This window comes from Mesorhizobium sp. M0207 (assembly GCF_040321995.1).
Taxonomy (GTDB): Bacteria; Pseudomonadota; Alphaproteobacteria; order Rhizobiales; family Rhizobiaceae; genus Mesorhizobium.
The window spans coordinates 114,279-138,624 of the sequence record NZ_JAMYSQ010000014.1 but is presented as its reverse complement, the minus strand read 5'-3'; the positions used below and the strand labels follow the sequence as shown (position 1 = coordinate 138,624).

Below are 24,346 nucleotides of genomic sequence, written 5' to 3'. Positions count from 1 at the left end.
GCGGTCTTCGCCTCAGTCGTGGAACATTTTTACGGATGACGCGCTGTAGCTGCTGCCCGTCATGAAACGGCTGAACTGTTCCCGCGCCTGCTCCTGTGCGGCCGCCCGCCTCGCCTGTTCAAGGGCGTCGGCTCGTCCTTGTGCCGCCAGCATCGCAGTGAGGTCGGCAACTTGCTTGGCCTGTACGGCAAGAAGCTGGTTGCCGGCCTGCGTCGCCTGAAGCACGCCGACCGCGGACTGGCTGGCACCAACCAGCGCACTCGTCTGCTCCTGTGTCTCTGCGATGTTGTCTACTGCGACGGCGCCGGTCTTCAGCGAATGCTCAAAGGCCGACACCGAGGTCTGCCAGCGTTGACGCGCGCCGTCGACAAGCTGCTGGCTGGAGAGTTCCGAACCGAAATTCTCGTAAGCGGAGGTAAACTGGCTCTCGATCTCCTGGACGCTATAGGCCAGCTTGTCGGCCTCGCCGAGCAGGCTCTTCATCTCGGAAAAATTGGCCTCGATCTGGCCAAGCAGCGAGGTTGGCAGGGAGGTGAGATTCTTCGCCTGGTTGATCAGCATCTGCGCTTCGTTCTGAAGCGAGCTGATCTGGTTGTTGATCTGCTCCAGCGCACGCGATGCCGAAAGCAGGTTCTCGGCGTAGTTCTTTGGGTCGAACACGATCAGTGCCGATGCCGGTGCCGATGACAGCGCCGTCGCGACGACGATTGCGCCGGCTGCCGCCATGCGACGGATACGCCGACCTGCAAGAACGGAATTCATGAGGGAAGCTCCTTTGTGGATTGGTCGATCACGCCAGTGAGATTGGGAATGAGGTCTGCCGCCCAGGAGAGACCACGGTTCGTAAGCCAGGCTTCGAGGAAATGGTCTCGCCCCGCCTCGGCGATTATCCGGTCGATCGCGGCCTGGTCCGATTTGGACGATGCGGCGCAGAGCGCCAGCGCGATCGGACCAAGCCCCAGCTCGAACAGGCGGTTGCCGCGGCGGCTTTGACAGTAATAGTCGCGCTTCGGTGTCGCTCGGGCGACGATCTCGATCTGGCGATCGTTGAGACCAAAGCGTCGGTAGATCTCTGTGATCTGCGGCTCGACGGCGCGCTCGTTCGGCAAGAACAGCCGCGTCGGGCAGCTTTCGACGATGGCCGGTGCGATTGGCGATCCGTCGATGTCCGAAAGCGACTGGGTGGCGAAGACCACGCTGGCGTTCTTCTTCCTCAGCGTCTTCAGCCATTCGCGCAGCTGGTCAGCGAAACCGCCGTCGTCGAGCGCGAGCCAGCCCTCGTCGATGAGCAGCAGTGTCGGCCGGCCGTCCATCCTCTGCTCGATGCGGTGGAACAGATAGGCGAGCACGGCGGGCGCTGCACCTGTGCCGATCAGGCCTTCGGTTTCGAACGCCTGGACCGAAGCCTCGCCCAGCCGCTCGTGCTCGGCATCGAGCAGGCCGCCATAAGGGCCACCGATGCAATAGGGAAGGAGCGCCTGCTTCAGCGGCGAAGATTGCAGCAATACGGACAGGCCAGTCAGCGTCCGTTCGTGGACGGGCGCAGAGGCCAGCGACGTCAACGCCGACCACAGATGTTCCTTTACCTGCGGCGTGATGGACACGCCTTCGCGCAGAAGGATGTCGACAAGCCAGTCGGCCGCCCAGGCTCGCTCTGGCGTATGATGAATATGGGCGAGCGGCTGTAGCGAAACGGTCTGAATGTCGTCCGACAGATCGGCTAAAGTGAGCAAGGGCAACGGATCGTCAGCCCCCTGCCCAGTTCCGGCATTTCTTCCGAGATCATGCCAATCGCCATGCATGGCGAGCATGGCCGCGCGGATTGAGCCGCCGAAGTCGAAGGCAAAAACCTGGCTGTGCTCGTAACGTCGGAACTGCAGCGCGATCATCGCCAACAGGACCGACTTGCCGGCACCGGTCGGGCCGATGACGAGGGTGTGGCCGACATCGCCGACGTGAAGGCTGAACCGGAACGGTGTGGCGCCTTCCGTTCTGGCGAAGAACAGCGGCGGGGCGCCAAAATGCTCGTCCTCAGTCGGTCCAGCCCAGACCGCCGAAAGTGGAATCATGTGGGCGAGGTTCAGAGTCGAGATCGGCGGCTGGCGGACATTGGCGTAGACGTGGCCGGGGATGCTGCCGAGCCAAGCCTCGACCGCGTTGACGCTTTCGGCGATGCAAGTGAAATCCCTGCCTGAAATGACCTTTTCGACCAGGCGCAGCTTTTCGTCGGCAATTGCCGGATCAACATCCCAGACCGTCACGGAGGCGGTGACATAGGCTTCGCCGATCTGATCTGAACCGAGATCCTGCAGGGCCGCGTCCGCATCGGCCGCCTTGTTGGCGGCGTCCGTATCAACGAGGACTGACGCCTCGTTGGTCATCACCTCCTTCAAAATTGCGGCGATCGATTTGCGTTTGGCGAACCACTGGCGACGGATCTTCGTCACCAGCTTCGTCGCGTCGGTCTTGTCGAGCATGATCGCTCGCGTGGACCAGCGGTAGGGGAAGGCAAGCCGATTAAGGTCGTCGAGAATCCCCGGGAAGGTCATGGTCGGTAACCCGGTGATGGTGAGTGTGCGCAGATGCGCATCGCCAAGCCTCGGCTCTAACCCGCCGGCTAACGGCTGATCGACAAGCAGGCCATCGAGATGCATCGGCGTTTCCGGCACGCGAACGCGATGCCGCTTGGTCGAAATTGTTGAGTGCAGGTAACTCAGCGTCTCGCCATCATCGAGCCAGTCAGCTTCGGGAACGAAGCCTTCGATGAGGTTGAGCACGCGGTCCGTGCGATCGACATAACTCTTCAGGAGCTCCCAAGGATCGACGCCGGTCTTTTGCCGGCCTTCGTAGAGCAAGCTCTCCATTCGCGACGCTTCCTCGGCCGGAGGCAGCCACACGAAGGTGAGAAAGTAGCTGCTTTCAAACAGCACGCCGGACCCTTCGAACTGTTCGCGCCGCTCGACGTCGAGAAGCGCGGATGCGCAATCCGGGAACCGGCTGTCGGGATAGCCGCTGGCGGAATTGCGCTGCGCTTCGACAAAGATCGCCCAGCCGGAGCCGAGCCGGCGCAGCGCGCCGTTGAGCCGTGCGGTCGTGCCGACCAGCTCCGCCGGCGTGGCGGAGTCCAGGTCCGGCCCGCGAAAACGCGCCGTTCTTTGAAAACTGCCGTCCTTGTTGAGCACCACGCCCGGCGCCACCAGGGCGGCCCAAGGCAGATAGTCGACGAGGCTGGCGCTGTTGTTTCGATATTCCGCGAGGTTCATCATGGCGAAAAACCTCAACAGCCGAAATGCGCGGGATAGCGCAGGTGCCGGCGAACCACGTCGACGAACTGCGCATCGCGCTTTGCCGCCCAGACGGCGGCGAGATGCCCGACCGCCCAGATGACGAGCCCCGCGATCCACAGACGAAGACCCAACCCGACCGCGCCTGCCAGCGTGCCGTTGGCGATAGCGACCGCGCGCGGCGCGCCGCCGAGCAGGATCGGTTCAGTAAGCGCGCGATGCACCGGCGCGAAAAAGCCACGGACTTCCTCCTCCATCAGATCAGCGCCCCGCCGCCGAAGGAGAAAAAGGACAGGAAGAACGAACTTGCCGCGAAAGCGATCGACAGCCCGAAGACGATCTGAATCAGCCGACGAAATCCGCCCGATGTGTCGCCGAAAGCGAGCGACAAGCCAGTGACGATGATGATGATCACCGCCACGATCTTGGCGACTGGCCCCTCGATCGATTCGAGAATTTGCTGAAGCGGCTCCTCCCAGGGCATGGAGGAACCGGCAGCATGGGCGGGCGCAATCGTCATGATCGCGGCGGTCGTCGCATACGACAGCTCCACGGCAAGTTTGCGGATAGCCGATGAATTGAAGCGGATCGGGGTCATTCTGAAGCTCCAAAGGGCGAGTGGTGATTCACGGTCATTGTGGTCTCGAGATTTGCTTCCAGGGTGCGGTAGTCACCGGTGGCCGCATCGAGCCCGTCGACAAAGGCGATTTCGACGAGCCGGCGCGCGGAGCCGCGGCCGGCGAGGACGGCGACGAGGTCTATGGTTTCGGCTATCAGCGCGCGCGGGACCGTGACGACGGCCTCCTGTACGAGCTGTTCCAGTCGCTGCAGTGCGCCAATGGCAGAATTGGCGTGAATGGTGCCGATGCCGCCGGGATGGCCGGTGCCCCAGGCCTTCAGCAAATCGAGCGCTTCGGCGCCCCGTACCTCGCCTATCGGGATGCGGTCGGGCCGAAGCCGCAATGATGACTTCACCAGATCGGACAGCGAGGCGACACCATCCTTTGTGCGCAGCGCTACAAGATTGGGCGCAGCGCACTGCAACTCGCGTGTGTCCTCGATCAGCACGACGCGCTCGGCGGTTTTAGCCACCTCCGCCAAAAGCGCGTTGACCAGCGTGGTCTTGCCCGTCGATGTACCGCCGGCCACCAGCACGTTCTTGCGTGTCTCCACGGCAAGCTGCAGGACGTCAGCCTGGCCTTCGGTCATGATGCCGGCAGCGACATAGTCTTGAAGCGTAAACACCGCGACTGCCGGCTTGCGGATGGCGAAAGTTGGTGCCGTGACGACAGGCGGCAAAAGGCCCTCGAACCGTTCACCGGTCCCGGGCAGTTCAGCCGAAACGCGCGGCGAGCCCGAATGCACCTCCGCACCGACATGGTGCGCGACCAGCCTGACGATCCGTTCGCCGTCTGCCGCGATCAGTATTTCATTGCTTGCAGCGAGTCCTTCGCTGAGACGGTCAACCCACAGGCGACCGTCGGGATTGAGCATCACCTCGACAATGGCTGGATCGTCAAGGAAGCCTGCGACCGCCGGGCCGAGGGCGGTGCGCAGCATGCGCGCGCCGCGCGATACCGCTCCCTTACTGGCATGATAGTTGGTCGCCATGCGGGTCCCCGTTTCTCGCCACGAACTGGTTCTTGCCGCGGTCGGGGAACATTAGAAAAGGCAGGAGCGCCGGCCTTGCAACAAGCAAAACCGGCGATCGTGGCATGACCTGCAGAGACTTGCGAAATGCGGTGCCGCGACCGCGACAGCTCAGCAACCCGGTGCCCGACTGGCCATCGCCGCTCCAGCAGAACAGGCGGCTATATTCAAGAGGTGGCATCGCGACGGAGGATCAGCGCCTCGTTAGGTGCGTCTGACAGGATGAAGGGACTGCTTTCACGCTCTATGGACCGCTGCCGGAACGCTCTTTACCGCGGCCCCTGTAGAGTTCCTCGCCGGCCGTCGTCGGATTGGAGTCGACAGGCAGCTTCGGGAGACTGCGGTCGCCGCTTGGCAGGCGTCGGCCTGGCGATTGTCGTGGTCAATCCGGCGCGGGTAGGCGAGGCTAGCAGGTATGTTGAAGAGCCTAGAGAACTATGGTAGAAATTGCCAGAAAGGTAGATTTTTGGAGCTTCTCGTGTCCCTGAACATCAAAAATCCAGCCACCGTTGCTCTCGCCGATGAACTCGCACGCCGCCAGGGTATCAGTAAGACAGCAGCCATTCATCAGGCCCTTAGCGAGCGCTTGCACCGCTTGGGCTTTGGAGAGACCGCTCAGGAGCGTCTGCTGGCAGAATTGCGCGCCATCCGAGAAAGAGTGGCACGATTGCCTGAACTGGATAGTCGCAGCGACGAGGAGATCATCGGGTATGACGAGCATGGAATCCCTAACTGATGGTGATCGATACCTCAGCTGTTGTAGCGATCCTTCGGAGCGAGCCTGAGGCAGCAAGGCTGGAACGAGCGCTGGTCTCCGACCCAATCCGTCTGATCCCGGCAACCTGCGTGCTCGAGGTACGCATGGTGCTGGTCAGCAGGCGCGGCGAACACGCGTTGGCTGAGATCGATCTTTGGCTGCGCAAAATCGAGGCCGACATCATTCCTGTCGACTCCGAATTGGTTGATCTTGCGACCCAGGGTTGGCTGACCTACGGCAAGGGCCACCACCCGGCGGCGCTGAATTTTGCCGATTGCCTCTCCTATGCTTTGGCAAAGCGTGCAGACGAACCGCTGCTTTTCATCGGCAAAGACTTCTGCCAAACGGATATCGAACCGGCATGAGCACGAGATTGTAAGATGATCGGCTGTCCCCAGCTTGAACCTGTAATAGCGCCCAATTAGTTTCGGCCCTGTCGGCTGGGCCTGCATCAAGGGGCCTCATGCCAACTTGGTCAGCAAGCTGGCGTCTTTCGTCCTTCCGATCTGGCGCTGCTGGGCCGCGTCTTGGATGGGTTGGAAGTTGAGGGCCAATCCAGCCGGCCAACTTGTAACTCAGACATTCACGGCCGCGACGCTGGCTGCACGAATAGATGATGGGCCTCGTCGAAAACAGCCCTTGGGAGAGCCCGAAGCTCGCTTGCTTGGTACGTGAGATGCTCGAGATACTGCGTCGTCAGCCGGACAACCACTTGCGCTTGGGCCAAGTCACGACCGCGCTTGACTGGCTCGCGATCAGCTCGTTTTGAGACCCAGAATTGTGAGCAGCAAAAATACGCGGATCGGGAACCACGAGCCGTAACGGTCCGCCTTTTTCATCGATGGCGATTGCTTCGAAAGCAGGGGCATTTTCCAACCATGCCAGACCAGATCAGCAGTGTGTGGGACCGCGAACCTGTTTTGAGAGGTACTTGAACTCCCCTTCGGGCAATTGGCCGCGCAGGTGTTTGGACGATACGCGCGCGGCATCATGGCCCACCAGATTCGGATTCGCGACCAAGAGAACGACGTCGGCATAACTGTGCCTGAGATTCTGCTCGAGATCGCCGCGGAACGCAGCCTCAGATGGTCTGAAAACGTGCTCTACGGATCGAGCCATGCAACATCTCCATTTGCGGCACCGAAGAGACATTCAGCCGGAGGGTTCTGGCGGTGCCGAACGGATGCGAGTGCGGTTGTTCCTCTGCTATGAGACAGGGGCGCGAAGGCCCGGAGAGGTGGACATGCCGCATCGACCGACGGATAATTGTCGGGACTCGCCGGTTTGAAAGGCGTACTCTGCTTTGATCGGTGATAAACATTAAGGGCATCGCCGGCTGTGAGCGAGCATCGTGCTTCCGCCCCAATTCGGGAGGGAGCCATGAGCAGCCCCAACCCCTCCCAAATTGGCCTCGCATACTCAGAAGACCGCGATCGGGCGCCACAGCCAATTCCTAGCCCAGAGCCTGTATACAGAAACGAACTGCTGCGGCGCATGTCTCCGGCCGACCTTCAATTGCTCAGCCCTCACCTTCACAGCAGCTTTCTGCCATTGAGGACGCAGCTCGAAACCGCAAACGCCGCTATCGAGGCCGTCTACTTCTTTGAGACGGGGATCGGCTCGATGGTGGCGAAACTCCGGCCGGAGGTCGACGCCGAAGTTATGGTCATTGGTTTCGAGGGCATGACCGGCTCGGCGCTGATCATGGGCGGCGATCGATCGCCGCACGACTGCTACATTCAAGCGGATGCCGAGGTTGCCAGCATGGACGCCGAGCCATTCACAAAGGCGCTTTCCGACAGCCCGACGCTGCGGCTTTTTCTGCTGCGGTACGTGCACTACGCGTGGATCCAGGCAAGCTATACCGCCCTCGCCAATGCGCGTTTGAAACTGGAAGAACGGCTGGCAAGATGGCTGGTCATGTGCAACGACCGCATAGAAGGCGACCGGCTGCCGATTACCCATGAATTCCTGTCGGTCATGTTGGGTGTACGACGGCCGGGCGTCACCCTGGCACTTCAAATGCTGGAAGGCCGCGGTCTGATCAGGTCAAATCGTGGCGAGGTCATCGTCCGTGATCGAACTGGTCTCATCACCTTGGCAAACAGCTCATATGGCCAGCCGGAGGCGGAATACGCCCGCCTGATCGGCGAGCAGGCATCTCCATGATCCGCGCCAATATCGAAGTCCGCCGATGGGATGAGACAAACTACCTAAAGCGGCAGGCCATCGCTAATGCTGGGCGGGGGGTCTCGATTCGCGAAGGGCAACCCCTGCTGGTTGCGACCGTTGAGTGAGGGACGCCGAGTCTCTCCCTTCCCGCAAAGAATTGATATGTTGAGACCGGAGGCTCTGTCAGCGCCGTTGGCGACCAGAGCAGGATATGGCTGCCAGTCCGGCGCGGGAACCACCATCCAGCCGCAGTCGACGTGTTGTCCGGGTCCCGGCCAGCGTCGACGTTACTCCGACCGATCCCACACACTGACCAGGTCGGTGACGAGCAGCCCTGCAAACGGTCTGAGAAACCCTACCAAATGTGGCGGAACAAATCATGATCGTTTCTCATTGTGCTGATCAATCAAGGGAGATTGACCATGGGCGACCGGCACAACCCAAAAATCGAGGCATCGGCAAATGTCGGAAAAGACCCGGAAGATTGGGTCAGCGGAGATGACCCAATGACTCCCGCACAAGCCTCATATCTGAAAACTCTGGCCGAACAGGCCGACGACCCTGAGGCCTATGCCGGCCTTAGCAAGGCGGAAGCTTCTAAACGCATTGGTGCACTCCGGGAAAAGTTAGGCCTGTAGCGTCCGCCCGTGGCTTTTCGTCTCTAGCAAAGGACAGCCGATCGGATTGGATTGGGACAGTTTTGGTGCAGGTGACCCGCAATGAATCTTCTGAATTCAGTGCATTGTGGCTCGACCGGCGATCGAGACGACAAACGGCGGATGGGAGCGGCTCATAGGGTACAACAGCCCGGCATTCGCCCTAAACCCACCGAGACCTCGCACCCCCCGATCCAATCCTACTGTCGAAACAGATCAGGCCCTTCCGACGAGGGCGATGGTAACCAAAGACACAAACAGGACAAGGGCGATTGCAGCGCCCCAGAAGAAAACTTTTTCGGTGCCGCGTTGCTCTTCCTCGCGAGATATGTCTTTCGCCATTGTATGCATCCTTTGCGAAGGTCAGCGACTGAGCAACGTGCTGTGCCAAGGCTGGGTTCCCGATAAACTACTTGCCCGCTTCGCACTGTGAGACAGTTCTCGGAATGAAACTCCAACCGTCGGTTGGTGGACGCATCGCAGCTGGTGCATCTAAAGTTCGCGTGGTCCGCGCGCACCGGGCATGTCCGACCCCCCGCTCGGTGCAACAGCGTTTGATCGACCCGCCGCATCAACCTGTGCGGCGGGCTTTTTTCCTCACGCGATGGAACACCGGCGCGCAGGAAAAGTTCTGCCCACGCAGCAAACTCTTTCCCTCATATTTTTGCTGCCAGATCGGATATCTCCGATCGGCCCGCGTCGTTCTTATCCTCCGGCGACGCGGGCTCGCCGTCCTGCTATCGGTCGAGGAACCACAGAACAACCGAAAGCACGATGCTGTCAGGACCCGGTGCCAATCGGAGCACAAACGTGAAGTTCTCACGCGGATCCTGGTCAACCGTAGCGGCATATGTAAGGCGGGAGCGTCTTCACCGATCGCCTCATCGGCTTCCTCTTGCAGGTCTAACTATACGTTCTGATGTTCTTGGACCCAAATGAGCTGCACCGCGTTGTTTGCGCGCATGCTGTGCTTCGCAATCTGATGGAAATATCCGACGCCCCTGCTGCACCGCAGACAGCTCCTGGTGCCGAAGCGCGCTTTCCGTACGATCGTGCGGCGGTTGAGCGGTTTCGACAGACATTCCCGCGCGCCAGGTGGAGTGACGAGCGCAGAACCTGGTTCGTGCCAGGAAAGACTGCAGAGCGGCGGATCCAGCGCTGGCTTGCGCAAGAGGCGGATTTGCGAGCAGCACATGATGACAGCAAGGGACGGGATGCCTTCGCCTTCGATCCCCTGTCGAGCCGGTATCTGGAAGTCGCGGACGACCTGCGCATTCGCACGCCTTATTCGCGGACGGTTCTTGAGGAACTACGAGCCGTTCCATGGGCGAGCTGGGACGACGAACTGCGGGCCTGGAGGGTGCCTTTCCGCTCATACGAGGAGTTGAAGCGCCATTGGCCAAGCATCGAAAGGGCCGCAGGCCGCGCAGAACCGGAGGAGAGGAAACGGCGACGAGAAGCGTCCAAAGACTCCGAGGAACATAAAGCCGCCAGATTGCGGTATGCCGAACGCAGGCGACGTCGCTATCCACTGCCCCCAGACGATTTACCCCGGCTTGGCCGTGCCGTGGCAACGGAGCAATACGGTATCGTGGTCTTCACCGAGATTTCGGGTGAACTCGTCGACGCCTCGCAGATAGCAGCGTTCTATCCGCATTTGATCGAGGCGAACGTCGACCACGTCTGGGGCCGATGGCGTCCGGCGACGTTGGCTGAATTGATTAGAACATGGCCCGCTCGGCGTGCTGCCGGATTACCGGAACGGCAGCGAGGCTGGTGGCAACCAACGCTGGCCGAACTCAGGATAGCTCGCCAAATAGCTCGAAGCCTGGCGCGAAGAAGGGCACACGGCTTATGGCATTGTTCTAGCTTTTGAAGCTGGGGCCGTTTTCCACCGTCTGTCCGGTTGCCCTAGTGTTGAGATGTTACCCCGATCGGAGCCTTCCATGTGCAACGAATATGGCTTGGCTGAACATTGCTCGATGATGACGTCGCTGGCCTTGAAGCTCCCATGCATGAAACCGAACTTGACGTGGGCGTAGGCGCACGACACCAGCATCGATGATCCGGCTCCAATAACCCGCGTGGCAGTAAAGCCATCGACCGGCTTCTATGACGTTTGGAACGCACCGGCCGGACCTAGACTAACGGTGGGCGGGTGGTCAACTTGCCTTCCGAGGGAGCTTGGGAGCAGCACACGATTCCTGCTTCCGGCGTGGCGTTCCTCGAATTTGCCAGAACGATGTACCTGAACGCGAAAGATTCATTTCCGCTTCACGCTCAGCGTTTATGCCATCGCCGGACTGCGATGAAGTCCGCCGCTCCGCTACCGTGTGGCGGGCGCGCCAAGGTCATCCTGAAGGTCAAACCGTTTCTGCAGAATTTTGACGCACAAGGCCGATCCGAGGCCAACTGGGAGTGCATACCAGCTTGGAATTGTGCGGAACCGTACGAAGTCGATTGCAAGCAACCAACCTGGTTGGCCGGGCATTAATTTAGCAAAGCGTGAATTAGGAAGGCATCGGGAGGAAGACCATGCTGCACGTTAACATGCCTCGCGAATTTGAGGTCGGCGATGAGGTGGCGCTGGCAGGTATCGTGATCGCGATTCTCCCCAGTGGGCGCGCCAGGGTGAGCATTCCTTCGTATGACCATCCTTATACGATTGATCCGCCACCGAAAGTCCGGGCCGGCGACAGAGTGGTTCTTGTTGGGGACGTCACCCGCGTCGATCGCGGGGTGAACAAACTCACTGTGCGGATTGACTGCGGCGGGGTGATCACTGTCGACAATTCGGCGATTACTCGGCTGAGAAAGCGCAACCGGACTTCAGCGGGTTGACGCTCCGGATACACTGCCAGCGTCGGCGCAGGGAAGATGCAAGCGCCTTTGAACAGCCCAAGGGTGCGGCGCCGTCCGATAGATGGGAGCTCGACGGCTAGGGCACGTGTCCAGCGCAGCGCGTCCCTGGCGTCTTCCGGGTTACTGGTGAAGCAAGTCAGATTCGGGCCATCGCAAGCGCGCTTCACCTGCCGTCCGCTCTCGGCAACAGGCGGCCCGCCCGTCCAAGACGCGTAGCATGTGCCTTCGCGTGAAGGCACGCGGGCATCGCGATCGATCGTAACCTTTCTCTGCAACGAGCGCCTGTTCGCCGATCAGCAATTTCAATCGCGACAGGCTCCGGTTGGTGCGCATTATGGAGATCACATGTTTGTCCCGGCCGCGATGCCGGCAAAGGTCTGCTTCGGAGCGTCGCGAGGCAACTGGGCGACATGTTGCGGTGGAGCAAGCCGCCTGGGTTAAGAACCCGGCCACTGACGGCCATGCCGGTCAGTGGCGGCCACGACCGCACCGACAACGCCCGCAACGGCAATCAAGTCGTCGCTGAAAGCCCGCAAGGTGTCTGTCACGACATAGCGTGCCAGCGAAGCTCCGCCCTGGCGACCGGGATTCGTTGTAGGCCGACCGGACGGCAACGCCGGCCAGATGAGCGAGAACTCGGTGTTGGTCTCGATCAGGGTTGACGTTCGTCGACGACCGTCGGTAATTGCCGACTACGAGTCGAGGTCGTAGGGCTCGTGGCCCAGCTCGTTGTGATGAAGCGCCTCTGCCATACACCTGATATCGAACGCCTGGCCGCACGCCGGGCAGACGACATAATACTCCTCCTCCCGAAGTGGCGAAGCGTCGTGGTCTTGGGGAAGGACGATATCATCGTCGGGCATTGGGTCCTCCGGCAACCCGCCCGCTATGCTGGAACGCTTGCCGGCAGGATTTGTTTCAAAGTTATTGCGCCTGAGGAAAGGGTCCGATGTCCGGTTTTGACAGCGATGCCGTCCCACCGGGCTGTTCAAAGTGATTATCATCTGCAACCTTTGGTTACGGCACGGGCAAGAACCTTTTCCTCCGGCGGCAAGGCTCGAATTCAACCAAGCATGCGCGGTCGAAAGACCTCCAATTCGGCAACGCACACTGCTGGCCGAGATCGACTGTGGAGACGAATGCCGAGGGGGGTGGAAGCGGTTGAGTGGCCCCGTCCGTTGTGATTCGTTTGAGTTGTCTAGACTTGAACGGGATCACGACATGGGTTGGATGGAGACCGCCCGCCGGCGATATTGCCGCGCGGGGCAGCGAGATGCAAACGCGTTGACGGACAGGCAATGGGCGTTGATCGAGCCGTTCCTGTCGGGAACGAAGACAACGGGACGACCGCGGACGACAGAACTTCGGGCGGTCGTGGACGCGCTTCTCTACATCGCCTGGACCGGCTGCCAATGGCGGGCATTGCCCGACCGGTTCCCGCCGGTTTCGACGGTTCAACGCTAGTTCTATGCCTGGCGGGACAACGGGCTGTGGAGACCATCAACTTGCACTTGGTGGCTGCGGCACGCCTGCGCTGGTCGCGAGGCGAGCCCGAGCGCCGGTGTCATCGACAGCCAATCGGCAAAGACCACGGACGTTGCCGGTTTGCGCGGTAACGACGCCGGCAAGAAGGTCAAAGACCGCAAGGGCCATATCATTACCGACAGCGAGGGACTTGGTCGGGCTGAGGGTGCACGCAGCCGACTTCCAGGACAGGGATGGGGCAGTCGGCGTCATCGCCTCCATTCGACGGCCTTATCCCTGGTTGCGCCATCTGTTCGCCGACGCCGGCTATGCCGGAGAAAAACTGTCGCAGGCTCTGGCCAATCTCGGCACATGGACCATCGAAATCATCAAGCGCTCCGACGCAGCCAAGGGCTTTGAGATGCTGCCACGACGATGGGTCGTCGAGCGAACCTTCGCCTGGCTGGGACGTTGTCGCCGGCTCGCCAAAGACTTCGAGGCGACCATCGCCAGCGCCGAGGCGTGGATCTTCATCGCCTCGATCGGCCTCGCCGCATGGCAGCTCCGCGTCGTGCGTAACCGAGTTTCGAGTCAGGCTCTTAGAGCTTGTTCTCTGGCTCGACGGCGCAGAAACGACCGAGGATTACTTCCAGACCAGAATTGATCGTTCGGCGCATATGAGCACAAGCCAATACTCCCGGTTGCTCGATGAAAGGTTAAAGCGATCGGTGTTCGGCTCGAGGATTACTGCACGCATTCGCTTGGTGGACCAATGGTTCGATCATTTACAAGGCAACCCGGCAAGTGCAGGAACTTTCAATTATTCGCCGGTTCAAGTACGCTTCCGATTGCCATGTCGAACGCGCGGCCAAGGAGGAGGAAGGCATGCATCGGATCGCCACTCTTGCGACTTTCAGCATAGGGCTTGGCTTTTTTGCAACCATATCAGCGTCACAATCCCAAGCTGCACCTTGCGGTATCGTGCACAAGCAAGCCCGCCAGCCGCTGAGTGATCAAAATTTCTGGTTGCTCGCTGAACATGACGGCAAAGCTTTCGTCGACCAACGCACTTGCCTTGTTGCCCGGCTAGACAGGCTTGATCAACCCGCAACGCTGAGCGATGCGATGGGGTACTGCGCCACGCTCGGGCAAGGCGGGCCGCACGGCGACATGGGCTGGGAGCTTCCGACGATGGCGGAACTGACGAGCCTCGATTCGGCCGACTGGCCAAGTCAGCGCGAGGCGTTCGCGCAATACAAGCTGCCGCCGCTCGCACGTAGCGAAACCGAATACTGGACCCGCACTGAATGGCCGGGCCTGGCAGGGTCCTTTGCGGTCGTTGCCTTCAGTGCCCCCACCACTCTGGTGCGTCCGCTTGAAGCGTCCAAGAAGGCAGGCGTATGGTGCGTTTTTGGGGCGCCCGCCACAGGCTTGGACTAGCTGCCTGGCAGCGCGCGCAGATTGGTTGAGGTTAGGGCCAAGGCCAGATCGTGACCTCCCGCATTCGAACCGTGGGCGCCGAACGATGCTTGGACGGGGCCAAGAGAGCGGAAAAGACAACTCTTTACGATGCGTTAACTGCATCAACACTTAGGCACGCATTTCCGTAACGGAATGCAAAAAGCCACGTGTATCGACAGACAAACCGTTCTATCTTACTTTAGCAGTGCATTTTAAAGCGAAGCTGAATTTGAATTGGCCACGCCTTCGGCGGCCAATTTCCGCTGTAGCGAACAAATACCAAAAGTAGCCTGCTAGCATATTGCCAGTAAAGAGCAATGAGGCCGCCGTTTCGACGGTGGGGGAGGCTTTTGTGCATTTTCCTTTGGTCGTTATGTTGAAGAGGTACATCTTCAATCGAGCGATCATCGTCGCGGCGTTTCTTGTGCACGGCGAAGGAATTGACCCCGCTGCAGCCCAGCAAATCTGCGGCCCCGCGCTATCGCAGTGCGACCTGCAGACCGACCCCGCATGCCTTGAACGCACCTATGCGTGCGGTGAATACGATACCGTTATCCAGTCGCTCTTCGTCGAGCGGTTCGAACCGACGCCCGACCAGAAATACTTCGTCGGCGCCTCATTCTACGGCCGCCACATTCGCGAACGTGCCGCCGGCGTGCAGTGCGAGATGGTGAAGTTCGCGCGCGAATACCTGACCGACTATCTGTCCGGCGTCGAGACCGAGTTCACCACCAGCGGCTCCTTCGGCACGGTGCGACAGATGGATCAAATCTATCATGCCGCGCAGATGCTGACCGACCTCGGCAGCGTAACCGGTTGCCCGGAATCGGCACTCACACGCGCCGCCGTCGAGGACATCGCCCGCAGTGAGGCCGTACGCTATGCGCGCTCGGTGTTCCTGCAGCCGCCGCCGGAAGCCCGTTCCTCGTTCGAAACGCTGCAAGGCGCGCTGAGTGGCTTCGTCAGTCGGGCGTCAGACCTCGAAACGGGCATCGCGCTGCGCCGCGTCGAGATTAAGTCGGCCGACACGCACTTGAAGGCGATCCGCGCCATTTTCGCGGAGATCTTCGGACCGGTGAGCGGTGCGGGCGCGACGCTGGTCGCCAACACCTCAATCCTCGACGGGTTGGCAGCGAAGACGACGCAGATGCTGCGCTCCGTCGAAGTTTCGGAGGAAGAGTTCAAGCGGGCGCTCGGCAACGTAACGCCTGAGCAATACGCCAATCTTAATCGCAAGACCGTCGCTAGCGCTGAGGACTTTCTCAAAGTCTCCGCCTTCCACATCAATATGATCGGGGTGCTGCTCCCGACCGATCCGGCAAAGCCCTTCTGGCGACTGGATGCCGAGGTTCATGCCGACAACGCGGCACAGGGCGCATTCAATGATCTCACCAAGATTAAGGCGGACTGGAAGGCGCACGGCGCTGCGACCGGCATCTGCGCCCAGGCAGGCGCAGCCGACAGGGTGTGGTACTGCCGATGACAAGCTTCCGAGACATCGCGTTATTCGTCATCGTCAGTTGCGTGTTGGCCAGCGAAGCCGGCGGCGCATCGATTCTGGAGCGCGCTTACACATCGGAAAAACTTGACGGCTTCTGGAACGCCACGCTCTCGAACGCGACGCCCGAAACGACCCGGTTCAGCTTGCTCGCCCCCGGCCCCGTCGCCGTCGAACCGAGTCACGAGGCGACGCAGCCCGATTTCGGCCTGCCCTTCGCCGGCGAGGTGATCGGCGAGGCATCTGCCCCCTCGGGCGGCAGCCGCAGCGTCGGCTTTCCGGTCATCCCGCTTTCGGCCGACGACGCCTCGGTGCTGATGCGCCGCCTCGCCTGGGCGGAGATCTATCTCAGCCGCTACCGCTTCTTCGCCCCGGTCTCGACCGATAACGCTGAAGAACTCGCCGCCCTCGTCGGGCGACAATACGCAGCCGCGATCGAGGCTTACCTGATCACCGGGCGGCTTTACTTTTCCGGGGCCGACTTGCAGGAGAAATGCCGGCATCTGACGCGTATGAACGAGATCGATGCTGGACCTTTGTCGGGCGCAAGCGCGGATGCGCTGCCTGCTGCCTGGCGCCCGCTATTCCCGATCGTTGGGGCGGTGCGTGCACGGCTCGGCTCGGACGCGCTGGCAAAGCTGGTCTGTTCGGCCAAGCCAGTGCGTGGGCGGGCCGAGACGACCGGCCTCATCGAGACGCGGGTGCGCGAACAGATCGTCAAGGCGGTCAGGACGAAGGTCGACGACACGCTCAACCTGATGAACGCCGCTTCGACCCAATATCAGTCGCTGGTCAACGAGATGGACGTGACGATCAAGTCGGCCGAGGTGATGGAGTTGGAGCGAGTACTCGGCAACGCTCAGGCCAACATGGTGCTCGTCAAGGAGGACCAGCTGAAAGCAGCCGAGACGATCGCCACGCTGCAGGCCGTCGATCTCTCCAGCCTCAACCAGCCGGATTCGCTGAAGGAGTTCGAGGACGGTAAGGCAAGGATGGCACAGATCGTCGGACAAATCGAAGGGGTGATGACGGCTCTGTCCGGCCTCGCGCATGTCGTCGACGATCCGACGATCACGTCAGAGCTTTCTTCCTGCGCAGGACTGGCCGGCGCGTATTCGACGCTCGACCTCACGCTGGACACCGGCGCGCTGACTGCGAAGATCAATGGGCCCTACGAAGACTGCATCAATCATGCCCGGGCGGTGGTCGGGCGGTTCCAGAATCCTTCGCTTTCCAAGGCGCAGATGGCCGAACTTGCCCGGCACGTGCGCCAGATTTCCGAGGTTCTTCTGACGACGGGGCAGCCATGAGACGGTTTTTCCTGCTTTGCGGACTGGTTGCCGGCGTCGTCTTCGGCGCTGCGGGAATGGCGCGCGCGCAGGACTGCATGGCGCTCGACGTCGACGCGGCGGCCGGCCATGCCGGCGAGCTGACGACCCTGCTGAAGATCGCTAATTTCCGCGCCGACGTAAAATATATGGGTGAAGTCGCCACCGAACTCGAACAGTTCCTGACGACCTGCGGCGACGAGGCGACCGGACGGCTGGCGATCGTGTGCGATTTCGACTGCCATCTGCAACTCGGGCGCTACCGCCTGTTCCTCGCGGCCGACATGCCCTTCCTGTCGTCGGCGAGCGGTGTCAGCCGAAACGATACGCCGGTTTCGCCGCAGGCGGCGCAGGAATTCGGCCGGCAAGGCATCGAGATCGTCGACAGGGGTCTTCGCATTCTCGCGCGGCAACAAGGCAACGACCAGGGAGCCGCGGCGGGAGCGGATGCGAGTTACCGCAGCTTCGTGCGGCAGTTGACGGCGCTATCCTCGCTGAAGATCCAGTTGCTTATGAACACCGGCGACGTCTGGTACCAGACCCTCTCGGAGGCGCGCGTCAAGGCGCTCGACTTCCTGGTCTACGATACGCTGGGCGCTGTCGGAGGCGCCGGCCTCGACAGCCAACCCAACCTCTCCAAGGCCTACACCAATTACGAGGCCGCAATGTGGGTGCTGGTCGAGACGCAGATGGATATTCCGGGCGAGTCCACCTACGACGACTTGCGCGCCGACCTGCTGCTGCAGCACAGCGACCTCGATGCCCGCATGGACAGCGTGCACAAGGGTTTCCTGTTCCTCAACATCGACCCCATGCAGTTCACCACGATCCCGTTCGAAGAACTGCAGCAGGCCCTGGCCGAAAGCGAACAGCGACTGACCGAGGTCGAGCGCAATGTCGAGGCGCTGGTTGAGCGGTGGTACGCGAACAAGGAAGGCCAAGCGACCCGCGCGATCGATGAGGAGCGGACGATCCGCAGCCAGGAAGTCAACCTGATCGCCCACAAAATCGGCAAGCTGGAGCACGAGGCGCAGACCTTCGCCACCACCGTCCAGCAAGAGATCAACGCGGTCGACGCCGAGAAGGACACGTTCGGCTATCGCCAGCAGATCAGGTCGCTGGAGATCGAGCTCGGCACCAAGATCGCCGAGTTCGAGAACCAGCGCCGTCAGATCAGTGACAGGCAGGAACTCGATCTCATCGTCCTCTCCAAGGAGGCCGAAGTCGAGCGGCGCAACGAACTGCGCTGGCTGCTGAATTGGGAAATGACTCAGATGAACCTCGATCTGCAGATTTCCTCGCTCGAGAGCCAGATCACCGAATATGCCCGCCAGACCGAGCGCAACGCCAACCAGCTCGAACAGGCGGTTCGCCAGCGGCAGATCCTCCAAACCCAGATCACCAACAACCAGGGTGCGATCGCCCGCGCCAACGACGCAATCACCGAACTGCAACTGCGCCAGACCGATCTCTATCAGCGCCGCCGGGCCGTCGACCGCGAACAGCTTTGCGGCATCGAGAACCAGCTCGCCCTGATCGGAGAGGCGCCGGCCCATCCATTCACCCCGCTGCTTGCGGGCGAACAGCCGTGCCAGACAGTGACGCCGGCCTTCACGCGCAACCAGTATGTCGCCCAGATGTGCGGCCCTGATGGACAGTCGGGCCTCAGGGCTCAGCTCTTGGCCACACAGACCCAGGCCAGGGCTTTCCTGATGAAGTGCGTCATCGGTGACGCCGATTTCGCCGACGTCGAGCCGCTGATGTCCGACCAGCAGATGATCACGTCGAACGTCTCGCTGCCGCAGGAACTGGCGAACGTCAGTTGCGGCTCGTTCACACAGACGGAAACCGACTTCGCCAAGAAGCTCTATGAAGCCGAGCGTGACGCCTATGCCAAGAAAAAGGCGGACCTTGAGGAAGCCCGCGACCAGGTCGACGGCCAGTTGACCGAAGTGATCGCCTGGTTCGCTGCGTTCAACGGCACGACGCAGGCCGCGCAGATCACGCTCACCGCCATCCAGGCCGCCTACGCGATCTCCGCGGCGATACCCGAGGTCAACGTCTGCGCCTGCGGGCTCGCCAGCGGCGCGGCGACCAAGATCGACACCTCCAAGGTCGTCAAGGCGTCGCTCGAAGCGGCACAGTCGATCTTGTCGACGATCATCGCGACCGGGCGGGTGACGCAGGAGAACATCAACCAGATCAACGGCCTGCAGCAGAGGATCACGCAGCTGCGCCAAGCGAATGAGGAACTCGACCTCGACAAGGCGCTCAAGGCCCGGGCGCTGATCGACACGCATTTCCAACTCGCCGGCCGGCTGGCGCAAGGGGCCGAAGAGATCAAGGAGCTGACACTGCAGGGCTCGATGGCGGCGGTCGACTGCCAGAGCCAGGATCTCGGCATCGACGAACAGGTGGCGCGGCTCACGTCCGACCATGAACGAATACTTGCCGGACTCGATCTTCAGGCGCGCGAAAACGACATGCTCAGTTTCCAGATCACCGACCAGCAGCGCACGATCGACCGGCTGACCAATGAGATCGCGATCCTCAATCTCGAACTCGACAAGCTGTCCTTGTCGGAAGCTCAGCTCAACGAGGACAATGCACGTGTTGCCGAACTGGTCGCGGCAACCAACGGCCGCATCGAGCGCGTTCGCGCTGCGCAGACGACCGTCACCGGCCTCGCCGAGAAATCAAATGCCTCGACCAACCTGATCAACGAACTACGCGACAGGCAGAGGGACAAGATGCTGGCACTGAACGATGCCGAACTCGCCTTCGTCGAGCAGCGCATCACGCAGTCGCGCGGCAACACCGAGGAACTCGTCGCGGGCCTGAACCAGGCCAAGGATCTCGGTCTCAAGAGCCGCGCGCTCCAGGACAGCATCCTGAAGTTCCAGGGCAATATTCAGGCGGAGGTGACAAAGCAGCAAGAAGACATGACCAAGCTCGTTACCCAAATCGACGATCCGGCGACGGGCAAGAATCTGTTCATCGCGACCCAGGACACCGTAGCCGACCTGATGAAGGGCATTCCCGAATATCTGGTGACCAAGCGGCGCGTTCTTGAGACCGCCAACCGGCTGATGCACCTGATGCGCCGCCGCTTTGAAGTGGTGCAGGCCTTCACCGGCGAGGCCGCGACTGTGCCCGAGGTCTATGTGCGCAACGCAACCCAGCTGCAGGCAATGATCGACGACATTGTCGCCAAGCGCTTTTTCGACGAGCGGCAGATCAATATCGATGTCGCCCAGATCGTAGTGCCCGCCAATTCCGGTTTCGCCCGCAAGCTGGCGCTCGACGAGAATGTCGAGTTCGAGGTTTCGCCCTTCGCATCGACCGACGGGCTGATGAAAGCGAACGGCTATTTCGCGCTATGGGCGCCCAACAAATTCCGCGAGCGCAAGAACCTAACCCTGATCGATGTCTTCGTCGGCACCGACTACCAGTGCACTGGCGCGCAGTGGAACCGCTTCGCCTTGCAACACCGCGGCAGCGGCTTCGTGTTCAAGCCGCTGACCAAGGGGTCGAACGAGGTCCGCGCCGACATTTCGGTCGGGCCGGAGCGGGTCGCCTTGCAGACCTTTTTCAACCAGGCCGACAGCGGCGACGAGATCAGCCGGATCATCCGCTACTGGGTTCAGGATCGCTACCAGGCGCGCAAGTTCCCGCGCGCACCCGGACCGTCGAACGACACAAGCCTGATCCTGCCCTATCTCGGCGCGCCGCTGATCGGCTCGTACCGGCTGTCGCTGCAGCCGAGCGACTGCCCCTTCGACGGCGCTGTGTTCACCCTCTATTTCATCTTCGCGAGCGCGCCATGAGAGCGATCATCGCCACAGCGGCGCTCGGTCTGGCGCTTGGCGCGACGGGAGCGGCCGCGCGCGACCTCTTCGTCGACAATCTTGCCGGCTATACGATCGAATCGCGTGTTCTCGACGCTCCAAACTGCGAGGGGCCGGCCATTCCGGACGGCACGCTGAAAACCTTCGAGCAAGGCCTCTGCGTCTTCCACCGCCCGGCCCGCAGTCCCGAAGACAGCCAACGCGCCGCCAATCTAATGCGGGAGGCGCAGACACGCGGACTGCCGCCCGTCCACCAGCAGCTTGCCGGGCTGATTTCAGGTCTGGCGACCTGCGCCGAGGCGACGCGTCACCTCGACGCCTACCGCGCTTCGGGCAACCAGAGCCGGATGGAGCAGACGCTGTTCTGCCGCGACCGGCGGCACAGCCAGGCTGACTTGAATGCTATCGAATGGAATCATGCGCTGTTCGAGTATGCCGACGGGCTCGCTTCGAACCGAACGCTCGATCAGAGACTGGCGGAGATGAGCTCCTGCCAGGCCGGGCCCTTGAGCGCCGATTTCGACGCCCAGTGCGGCCTGATCTCCAATCTGTCCGACACCGAGATCAATGCCTTCGCCGACGGAGCGGCCGGCAAGGTGATCGAAAACTACTTCGCCAGCGTCGAGAGCCCGATTACGGCGATGTTTTCCCGCAAGCTGAAGCGTGCCGAGGGTCTGGTGCAGAGTTCGCGCGCCGGCATCGACGGTATCAAGGCGGGCGCCGACGCGGTGAACAAGGAATACGCTGCGCTAAACCAGGTTTACGAGGCGGCGCGCGACACCAAGATGGGGCCGATCTACAACGCCTACCGCGAAGCGATCCTGAGGGCGACCTCGATCCTCGACGAGTTCGACCGCTGGAAAGGCGGCCTGTTCATAACGTCGGAAAACATCAACCTGATGCCGAAGATCACCGAACGGTCGGGCGAGATTGCGGGCGAGAAGACTCGCGTCGAAGGCCTAGCGTTCGCAGCCAAGGCGAGCGGCGTGATCACCGACATCAAGCGCATCATCAATGCCGACGCCGAGAACCGCGCCGCAGTCGCCGCGCTTTGCCGCATCTACTTCTGCGAACTGACCAACCGCCGCGCAATGGCAGACGTCATCCGCACCTGCCGTCGGCCGGCGCTCGCCAACAATCCGCTGTGCATCGGCCAGAACGGGCAGATGAGCAATGGAACTCTCAAGGTCGATTTCCAGGGGCCGCACTCGATCTCGGTCAAGGAGCTGTGCCAGTCGGCCGGCCTCGATCCGTTGATGACCGAAGTCAATATGGACCCCACCCGTGCGGCAAGCTGCCTGAGCGAACTGAGATGAGACAGGCGGCCGCATTGCTCACCCTGTTTCTCGCCAGCACTTCGGTGGCCCGCGCCGAGCCGCAGCTTGACGCTTTCGTCACCGATCAGAACAAGGACGTCTATGTCGCGCTTTTCGACGGCAAGGCGGTGGAGCTTGCCGGCTGCGCCAGCGCCGGCCAGGCGAAGCGGCTGCTGCACCTGCCTGACACCGCTATCGTCTCGGAGGCAACGTTCGCCAAGCTTCAGACCGAAAACGGCTTCGGCGCGCAGCCGCGCTTGCCATGCCCCGGCACGGCCTTCGATATCGACTGGCCGGCGACGACCGCCATCTGGGCCGATGTCGAGGCATCGGGCAACTACTATCTCCCCGCCGTCTCGGGCCGCGGTTATTTCGCCGTCCCCGCCGCCTGCGCGGAGATCAAGGCAGCGCTCGCCATCCGCGAGCGGTTGCAACTCCCTGGCGTACTGCAGGGCTTCGTCGCGCCGCCCGATGTCGGGACACCCTTCGTGTTCGATTGCGGGCGCGCCGATCTTGGCGGCACATCGAATGTAGCGGTGGCGAGTGCGGCGCGCTGGAGTCTGCACCGGTTTGAAACCTTCCTCAGCGCCGAAAGCATTGGCGACACGATCTATGTCGTGCGCTACGCGCCGCCGGGCGAAGGTGCGCAGCCCTCCTACCTGCCGATTGTGCGCCTTGACGGCAAGGCGACGCGCGACATCATTGCCGATGCAGCCGGAGCGGAAGCGGCGGAGAAGAAGCTGCGATCATTCTTCGGCATCGCTGAGGCCGAGGCCGTAACCCTGCTCGGCGCCGACGCGGTGGCGGCGCTTCGTTCGGCGCCCTTCGTCGACCTGTGTCTGTCGAATTGCGATGGCTATCAGCGCGAGCACTCGACCTTCGCGCAGCCGGGTATCGACCTCGGCCTGACCCCGCTGTCAGCCGGCCTGTCCATCACCTCGCTTGACTCCCTCGGCAATGCGCGGCTGGATTGGATCTTCGCGGAGGGGCGAAGCCTGTCATTTACGGGTTGCCCGCGTCTGACGTTGGCGCTCGGCCTCTCCGCCCCCGGCATTGGCGACTGGATGGGCGAGACGGATCGCGCGCTGACAGCCGCTCCGGCGCCGGGTACCGGGTTCGACTGTCGGGGTTCGGCCGGCGATACGTGCCTTCGCCGCATCAATGATGGCGGCACGCTGACGCTGGCGCAATTCTCTGCCGAGGGCGATTGCGCCGGGCGGGCGAATCTCAGGCTCGAACTGCCCGCATCGGTCCAGATGCCGCAGACGCTAATCCTGAAGGGATTGCCGTTCAAGACCGTGCACATGGCGCCGGCCCCCGGCGTTGCCCGCACGCGGCTCGTCGGCACCGCCAACCGAGTGCCTGCCGGCACGTCGTCATGCATCCTGTCAGCCACAGGCGTGATCATCGTCGCCGATGGATTGCCGCGGCTCGAACTCGAGCGGATCGATCTGGCGCGGGCAGCCGCTCAAACGACCGACGAGGTCGTCGCCGTGATCGCGCAGAATGGCGCGGTCGCGCTCGACGATGTGACTATCGGCACCGTGGCGGACGGACTGTCGCCGATCGCGCGGGGCGCGTCGCTGTGCCTGGCGGACCTTTATGCGCGCGGGCTCAGGGTCGAAGCAGACATGCTGGCGATCCAAGGCGTTCGGGCACGGCTGCTGATCTCGGCCCAAGCGCCTGCCCGCTCCAGCATTGTGCGCGCACGCTTCGGCGCGGTGCTCACCTCCGACAGCCTGATGCGGATGGCCTTCACCGACATCGCCGCCGCCAATCCGCTAGTTCTGCGCGGCGCGGTCGTGGCGGGTCGCTCGGACAGGCTCGCGCCCATGGCCGCTGGCCTTACGGTCGGCTCCGCCATCCAGCTCGAGCGCGGTTCGTCGGCGAATTTCACCACCTCGACGGTGTCCGGCTTCCGCTGCGCGGTCAGTTTCGCCGACAGCGCCTCCAGCGCCAGTTTCCTGCTGCCGGGCAACGACATTGCACACGACAATACCAGCCGGGCCTGCGGGCCAGGCCGCTTCAGCCTGGTCGAATAGAGCGGAAA

Annotated in this window: 20 protein-coding genes and 2 pseudogenes; 13 read left to right on the top strand and 9 right to left on the bottom strand. The window is 61.8% G+C overall.

The genetic code is table 11. The annotated features are described in order from the left end of the window. Positions 1 to 12: 12 nt before the first annotated feature. The 5 genes from trbJ to trbB all read right to left on the bottom strand — a co-directional run bounded on the left by trbJ (position 13) and on the right by trbB (position 4,895). Positions 13 to 762 (bottom strand): P-type conjugative transfer protein TrbJ, encoded by a 750-nt coding sequence (gene trbJ / locus NKJ15_RS19505; RefSeq protein ID WP_502901235.1) that lies wholly within the window; start codon positions 760 to 762, stop codon positions 13 to 15. Next, positions 759 to 3,266, bottom strand: a complete 2,508-nt coding sequence (trbE, locus tag NKJ15_RS19500; RefSeq protein WP_352816865.1) for a conjugal transfer protein TrbE — start codon at positions 3,264 to 3,266, stop codon at positions 759 to 761. The genes trbJ and trbE overlap by 4 nt, the downstream gene beginning before the upstream one ends. Before the next feature lie 11 nt (positions 3,267 to 3,277). Beyond that, complete coding sequence (locus tag NKJ15_RS19495; RefSeq protein ID WP_352685422.1) at positions 3,278 to 3,541, bottom strand: VirB3 family type IV secretion system protein; 264 nt, start codon at positions 3,539 to 3,541, stop codon at positions 3,278 to 3,280. Further along, positions 3,541 to 3,804, bottom strand: coding sequence for a TrbC/VirB2 family type IV secretion system protein (locus NKJ15_RS19490; RefSeq protein ID WP_352474837.1), 264 nt, complete (start codon positions 3,802 to 3,804; stop codon positions 3,541 to 3,543). Before NKJ15_RS19490 ends, NKJ15_RS19495 begins: the two co-directional genes overlap by 1 nt. 74 nt (positions 3,805 to 3,878) lie before the next feature. After that, entirely contained in the window at positions 3,879 to 4,895 is a 1,017-nt protein-coding gene (gene trbB / locus NKJ15_RS19485) for a P-type conjugative transfer ATPase TrbB (RefSeq protein WP_352816862.1), read from the bottom strand. A 517-nt stretch (positions 4,896 to 5,412) separates the two neighbouring features. Here trbB and NKJ15_RS19480 point away from each other — a divergent pair. Beyond that, positions 5,413 to 5,670 carry a type II toxin-antitoxin system VapB family antitoxin gene (locus tag NKJ15_RS19480; protein WP_031195575.1) on the top strand — a complete coding sequence of 86 codons (258 nt, stop codon included), beginning with the start codon at positions 5,413 to 5,415 and terminating at the stop codon, positions 5,668 to 5,670. After that, positions 5,670 to 6,056: a type II toxin-antitoxin system VapC family toxin gene (locus tag NKJ15_RS19475; RefSeq protein WP_352612595.1), complete on the top strand. Its 387-nt coding sequence runs from the start codon at positions 5,670 to 5,672 to the stop codon at positions 6,054 to 6,056. The genes NKJ15_RS19480 and NKJ15_RS19475 overlap by 1 nt, the downstream gene beginning before the upstream one ends. 218 nt (positions 6,057 to 6,274) lie before the next feature. Here NKJ15_RS19475 and NKJ15_RS19470 read toward each other — a convergent pair. Together NKJ15_RS19470 and NKJ15_RS19465 are read right to left on the bottom strand one after the other, a co-directional pair. Further along, positions 6,275 to 6,567 (bottom strand): annotated as a pseudogene (locus NKJ15_RS19470) (GSU2403 family nucleotidyltransferase fold protein). A gap of 15 nt (positions 6,568 to 6,582) precedes the next feature. Further along, entirely contained in the window at positions 6,583 to 6,810 is a 228-nt protein-coding gene (locus NKJ15_RS19465; RefSeq protein ID WP_352816859.1) for a hypothetical protein, read from the bottom strand. 375 nt (positions 6,811 to 7,185) lie between these two features. Between NKJ15_RS19465 and NKJ15_RS19460 the strand changes: the two genes are divergently transcribed. Next, positions 7,186 to 7,860: a Crp/Fnr family transcriptional regulator gene (locus NKJ15_RS19460; protein ID WP_352816907.1), complete on the top strand. Its 675-nt coding sequence runs from the start codon at positions 7,186 to 7,188 to the stop codon at positions 7,858 to 7,860. 425 nt (positions 7,861 to 8,285) lie between these two features. After that, complete coding sequence (locus tag NKJ15_RS19455) at positions 8,286 to 8,501, top strand: DUF3072 domain-containing protein (RefSeq protein WP_352816857.1); 216 nt, start codon at positions 8,286 to 8,288, stop codon at positions 8,499 to 8,501. 234 nt (positions 8,502 to 8,735) lie between these two features. Here the strand turns inward: NKJ15_RS19455 and NKJ15_RS19450 are convergent, their stop codons facing one another. Continuing rightward, on the bottom strand, positions 8,736 to 8,861 hold the full coding sequence (locus NKJ15_RS19450; RefSeq protein WP_352612592.1) for a hypothetical protein: 126 nt from the start codon (positions 8,859 to 8,861) through the stop codon (positions 8,736 to 8,738). 640 nt (positions 8,862 to 9,501) lie between these two features. On the opposite strand from NKJ15_RS19450, the gene NKJ15_RS19445 reads away from it, so the two are divergent. Then, the gene (locus NKJ15_RS19445; RefSeq protein WP_352816854.1) at positions 9,502 to 10,395 is read left to right on the top strand and encodes a hypothetical protein; all 894 of its coding nucleotides are present in this window, start codon (positions 9,502 to 9,504) and stop codon (positions 10,393 to 10,395) included. A gap of 659 nt (positions 10,396 to 11,054) precedes the next feature. Continuing rightward, positions 11,055 to 11,360, top strand: a complete 306-nt coding sequence (locus tag NKJ15_RS19440) for a hypothetical protein (RefSeq protein WP_352612590.1) — start codon at positions 11,055 to 11,057, stop codon at positions 11,358 to 11,360. Positions 11,361 to 12,073: 713 nt separating this feature from the next. Here the strand turns inward: NKJ15_RS19440 and NKJ15_RS19435 are convergent. After that, positions 12,074 to 12,244, bottom strand: coding sequence for a hypothetical protein (locus NKJ15_RS19435; protein WP_352612588.1), 171 nt, complete (start codon positions 12,242 to 12,244; stop codon positions 12,074 to 12,076). Between the two features lie 358 nt (positions 12,245 to 12,602). On the opposite strand from NKJ15_RS19435, the pseudogene NKJ15_RS19430 reads away from it, so the two are divergent. The 7 genes and pseudogenes from NKJ15_RS19430 to NKJ15_RS19400 all read left to right on the top strand — a co-directional run. Beyond that, a pseudogene (locus tag NKJ15_RS19430) lies at positions 12,603 to 13,395 on the top strand (IS5 family transposase); the annotation flags it as partial. A 254-nt stretch (positions 13,396 to 13,649) separates the two neighbouring features. Next, entirely contained in the window at positions 13,650 to 14,285 is a 636-nt protein-coding gene (locus tag NKJ15_RS19425) for an Lcl C-terminal domain-containing protein (protein WP_352612586.1), read from the top strand. Positions 14,286 to 14,658: 373 nt separating this feature from the next. Then, complete coding sequence (locus NKJ15_RS19420) at positions 14,659 to 15,789, top strand: hypothetical protein (RefSeq protein ID WP_352502898.1); 1,131 nt, start codon at positions 14,659 to 14,661, stop codon at positions 15,787 to 15,789. Then, on the top strand, positions 15,786 to 17,114 hold the full coding sequence (locus NKJ15_RS19415) for a hypothetical protein (RefSeq protein WP_352816851.1): 1,329 nt from the start codon (positions 15,786 to 15,788) through the stop codon (positions 17,112 to 17,114). The genes NKJ15_RS19420 and NKJ15_RS19415 overlap by 4 nt, the downstream gene beginning before the upstream one ends. Next, complete coding sequence (locus NKJ15_RS19410; RefSeq protein WP_352816848.1) at positions 17,111 to 20,959, top strand: hypothetical protein; 3,849 nt, start codon at positions 17,111 to 17,113, stop codon at positions 20,957 to 20,959. Before NKJ15_RS19415 ends, NKJ15_RS19410 begins: the two co-directional genes overlap by 4 nt. Continuing rightward, positions 20,956 to 22,296, top strand: a complete 1,341-nt coding sequence (locus tag NKJ15_RS19405) for a hypothetical protein (protein WP_352540056.1) — start codon at positions 20,956 to 20,958, stop codon at positions 22,294 to 22,296. The genes NKJ15_RS19410 and NKJ15_RS19405 overlap by 4 nt, the downstream gene beginning before the upstream one ends. Beyond that, entirely contained in the window at positions 22,293 to 24,338 is a 2,046-nt protein-coding gene (locus NKJ15_RS19400; protein ID WP_352816845.1) for a hypothetical protein, read from the top strand. Before NKJ15_RS19405 ends, NKJ15_RS19400 begins: the two co-directional genes overlap by 4 nt. Positions 24,339 to 24,346: the final 8 nt, after the last annotated feature.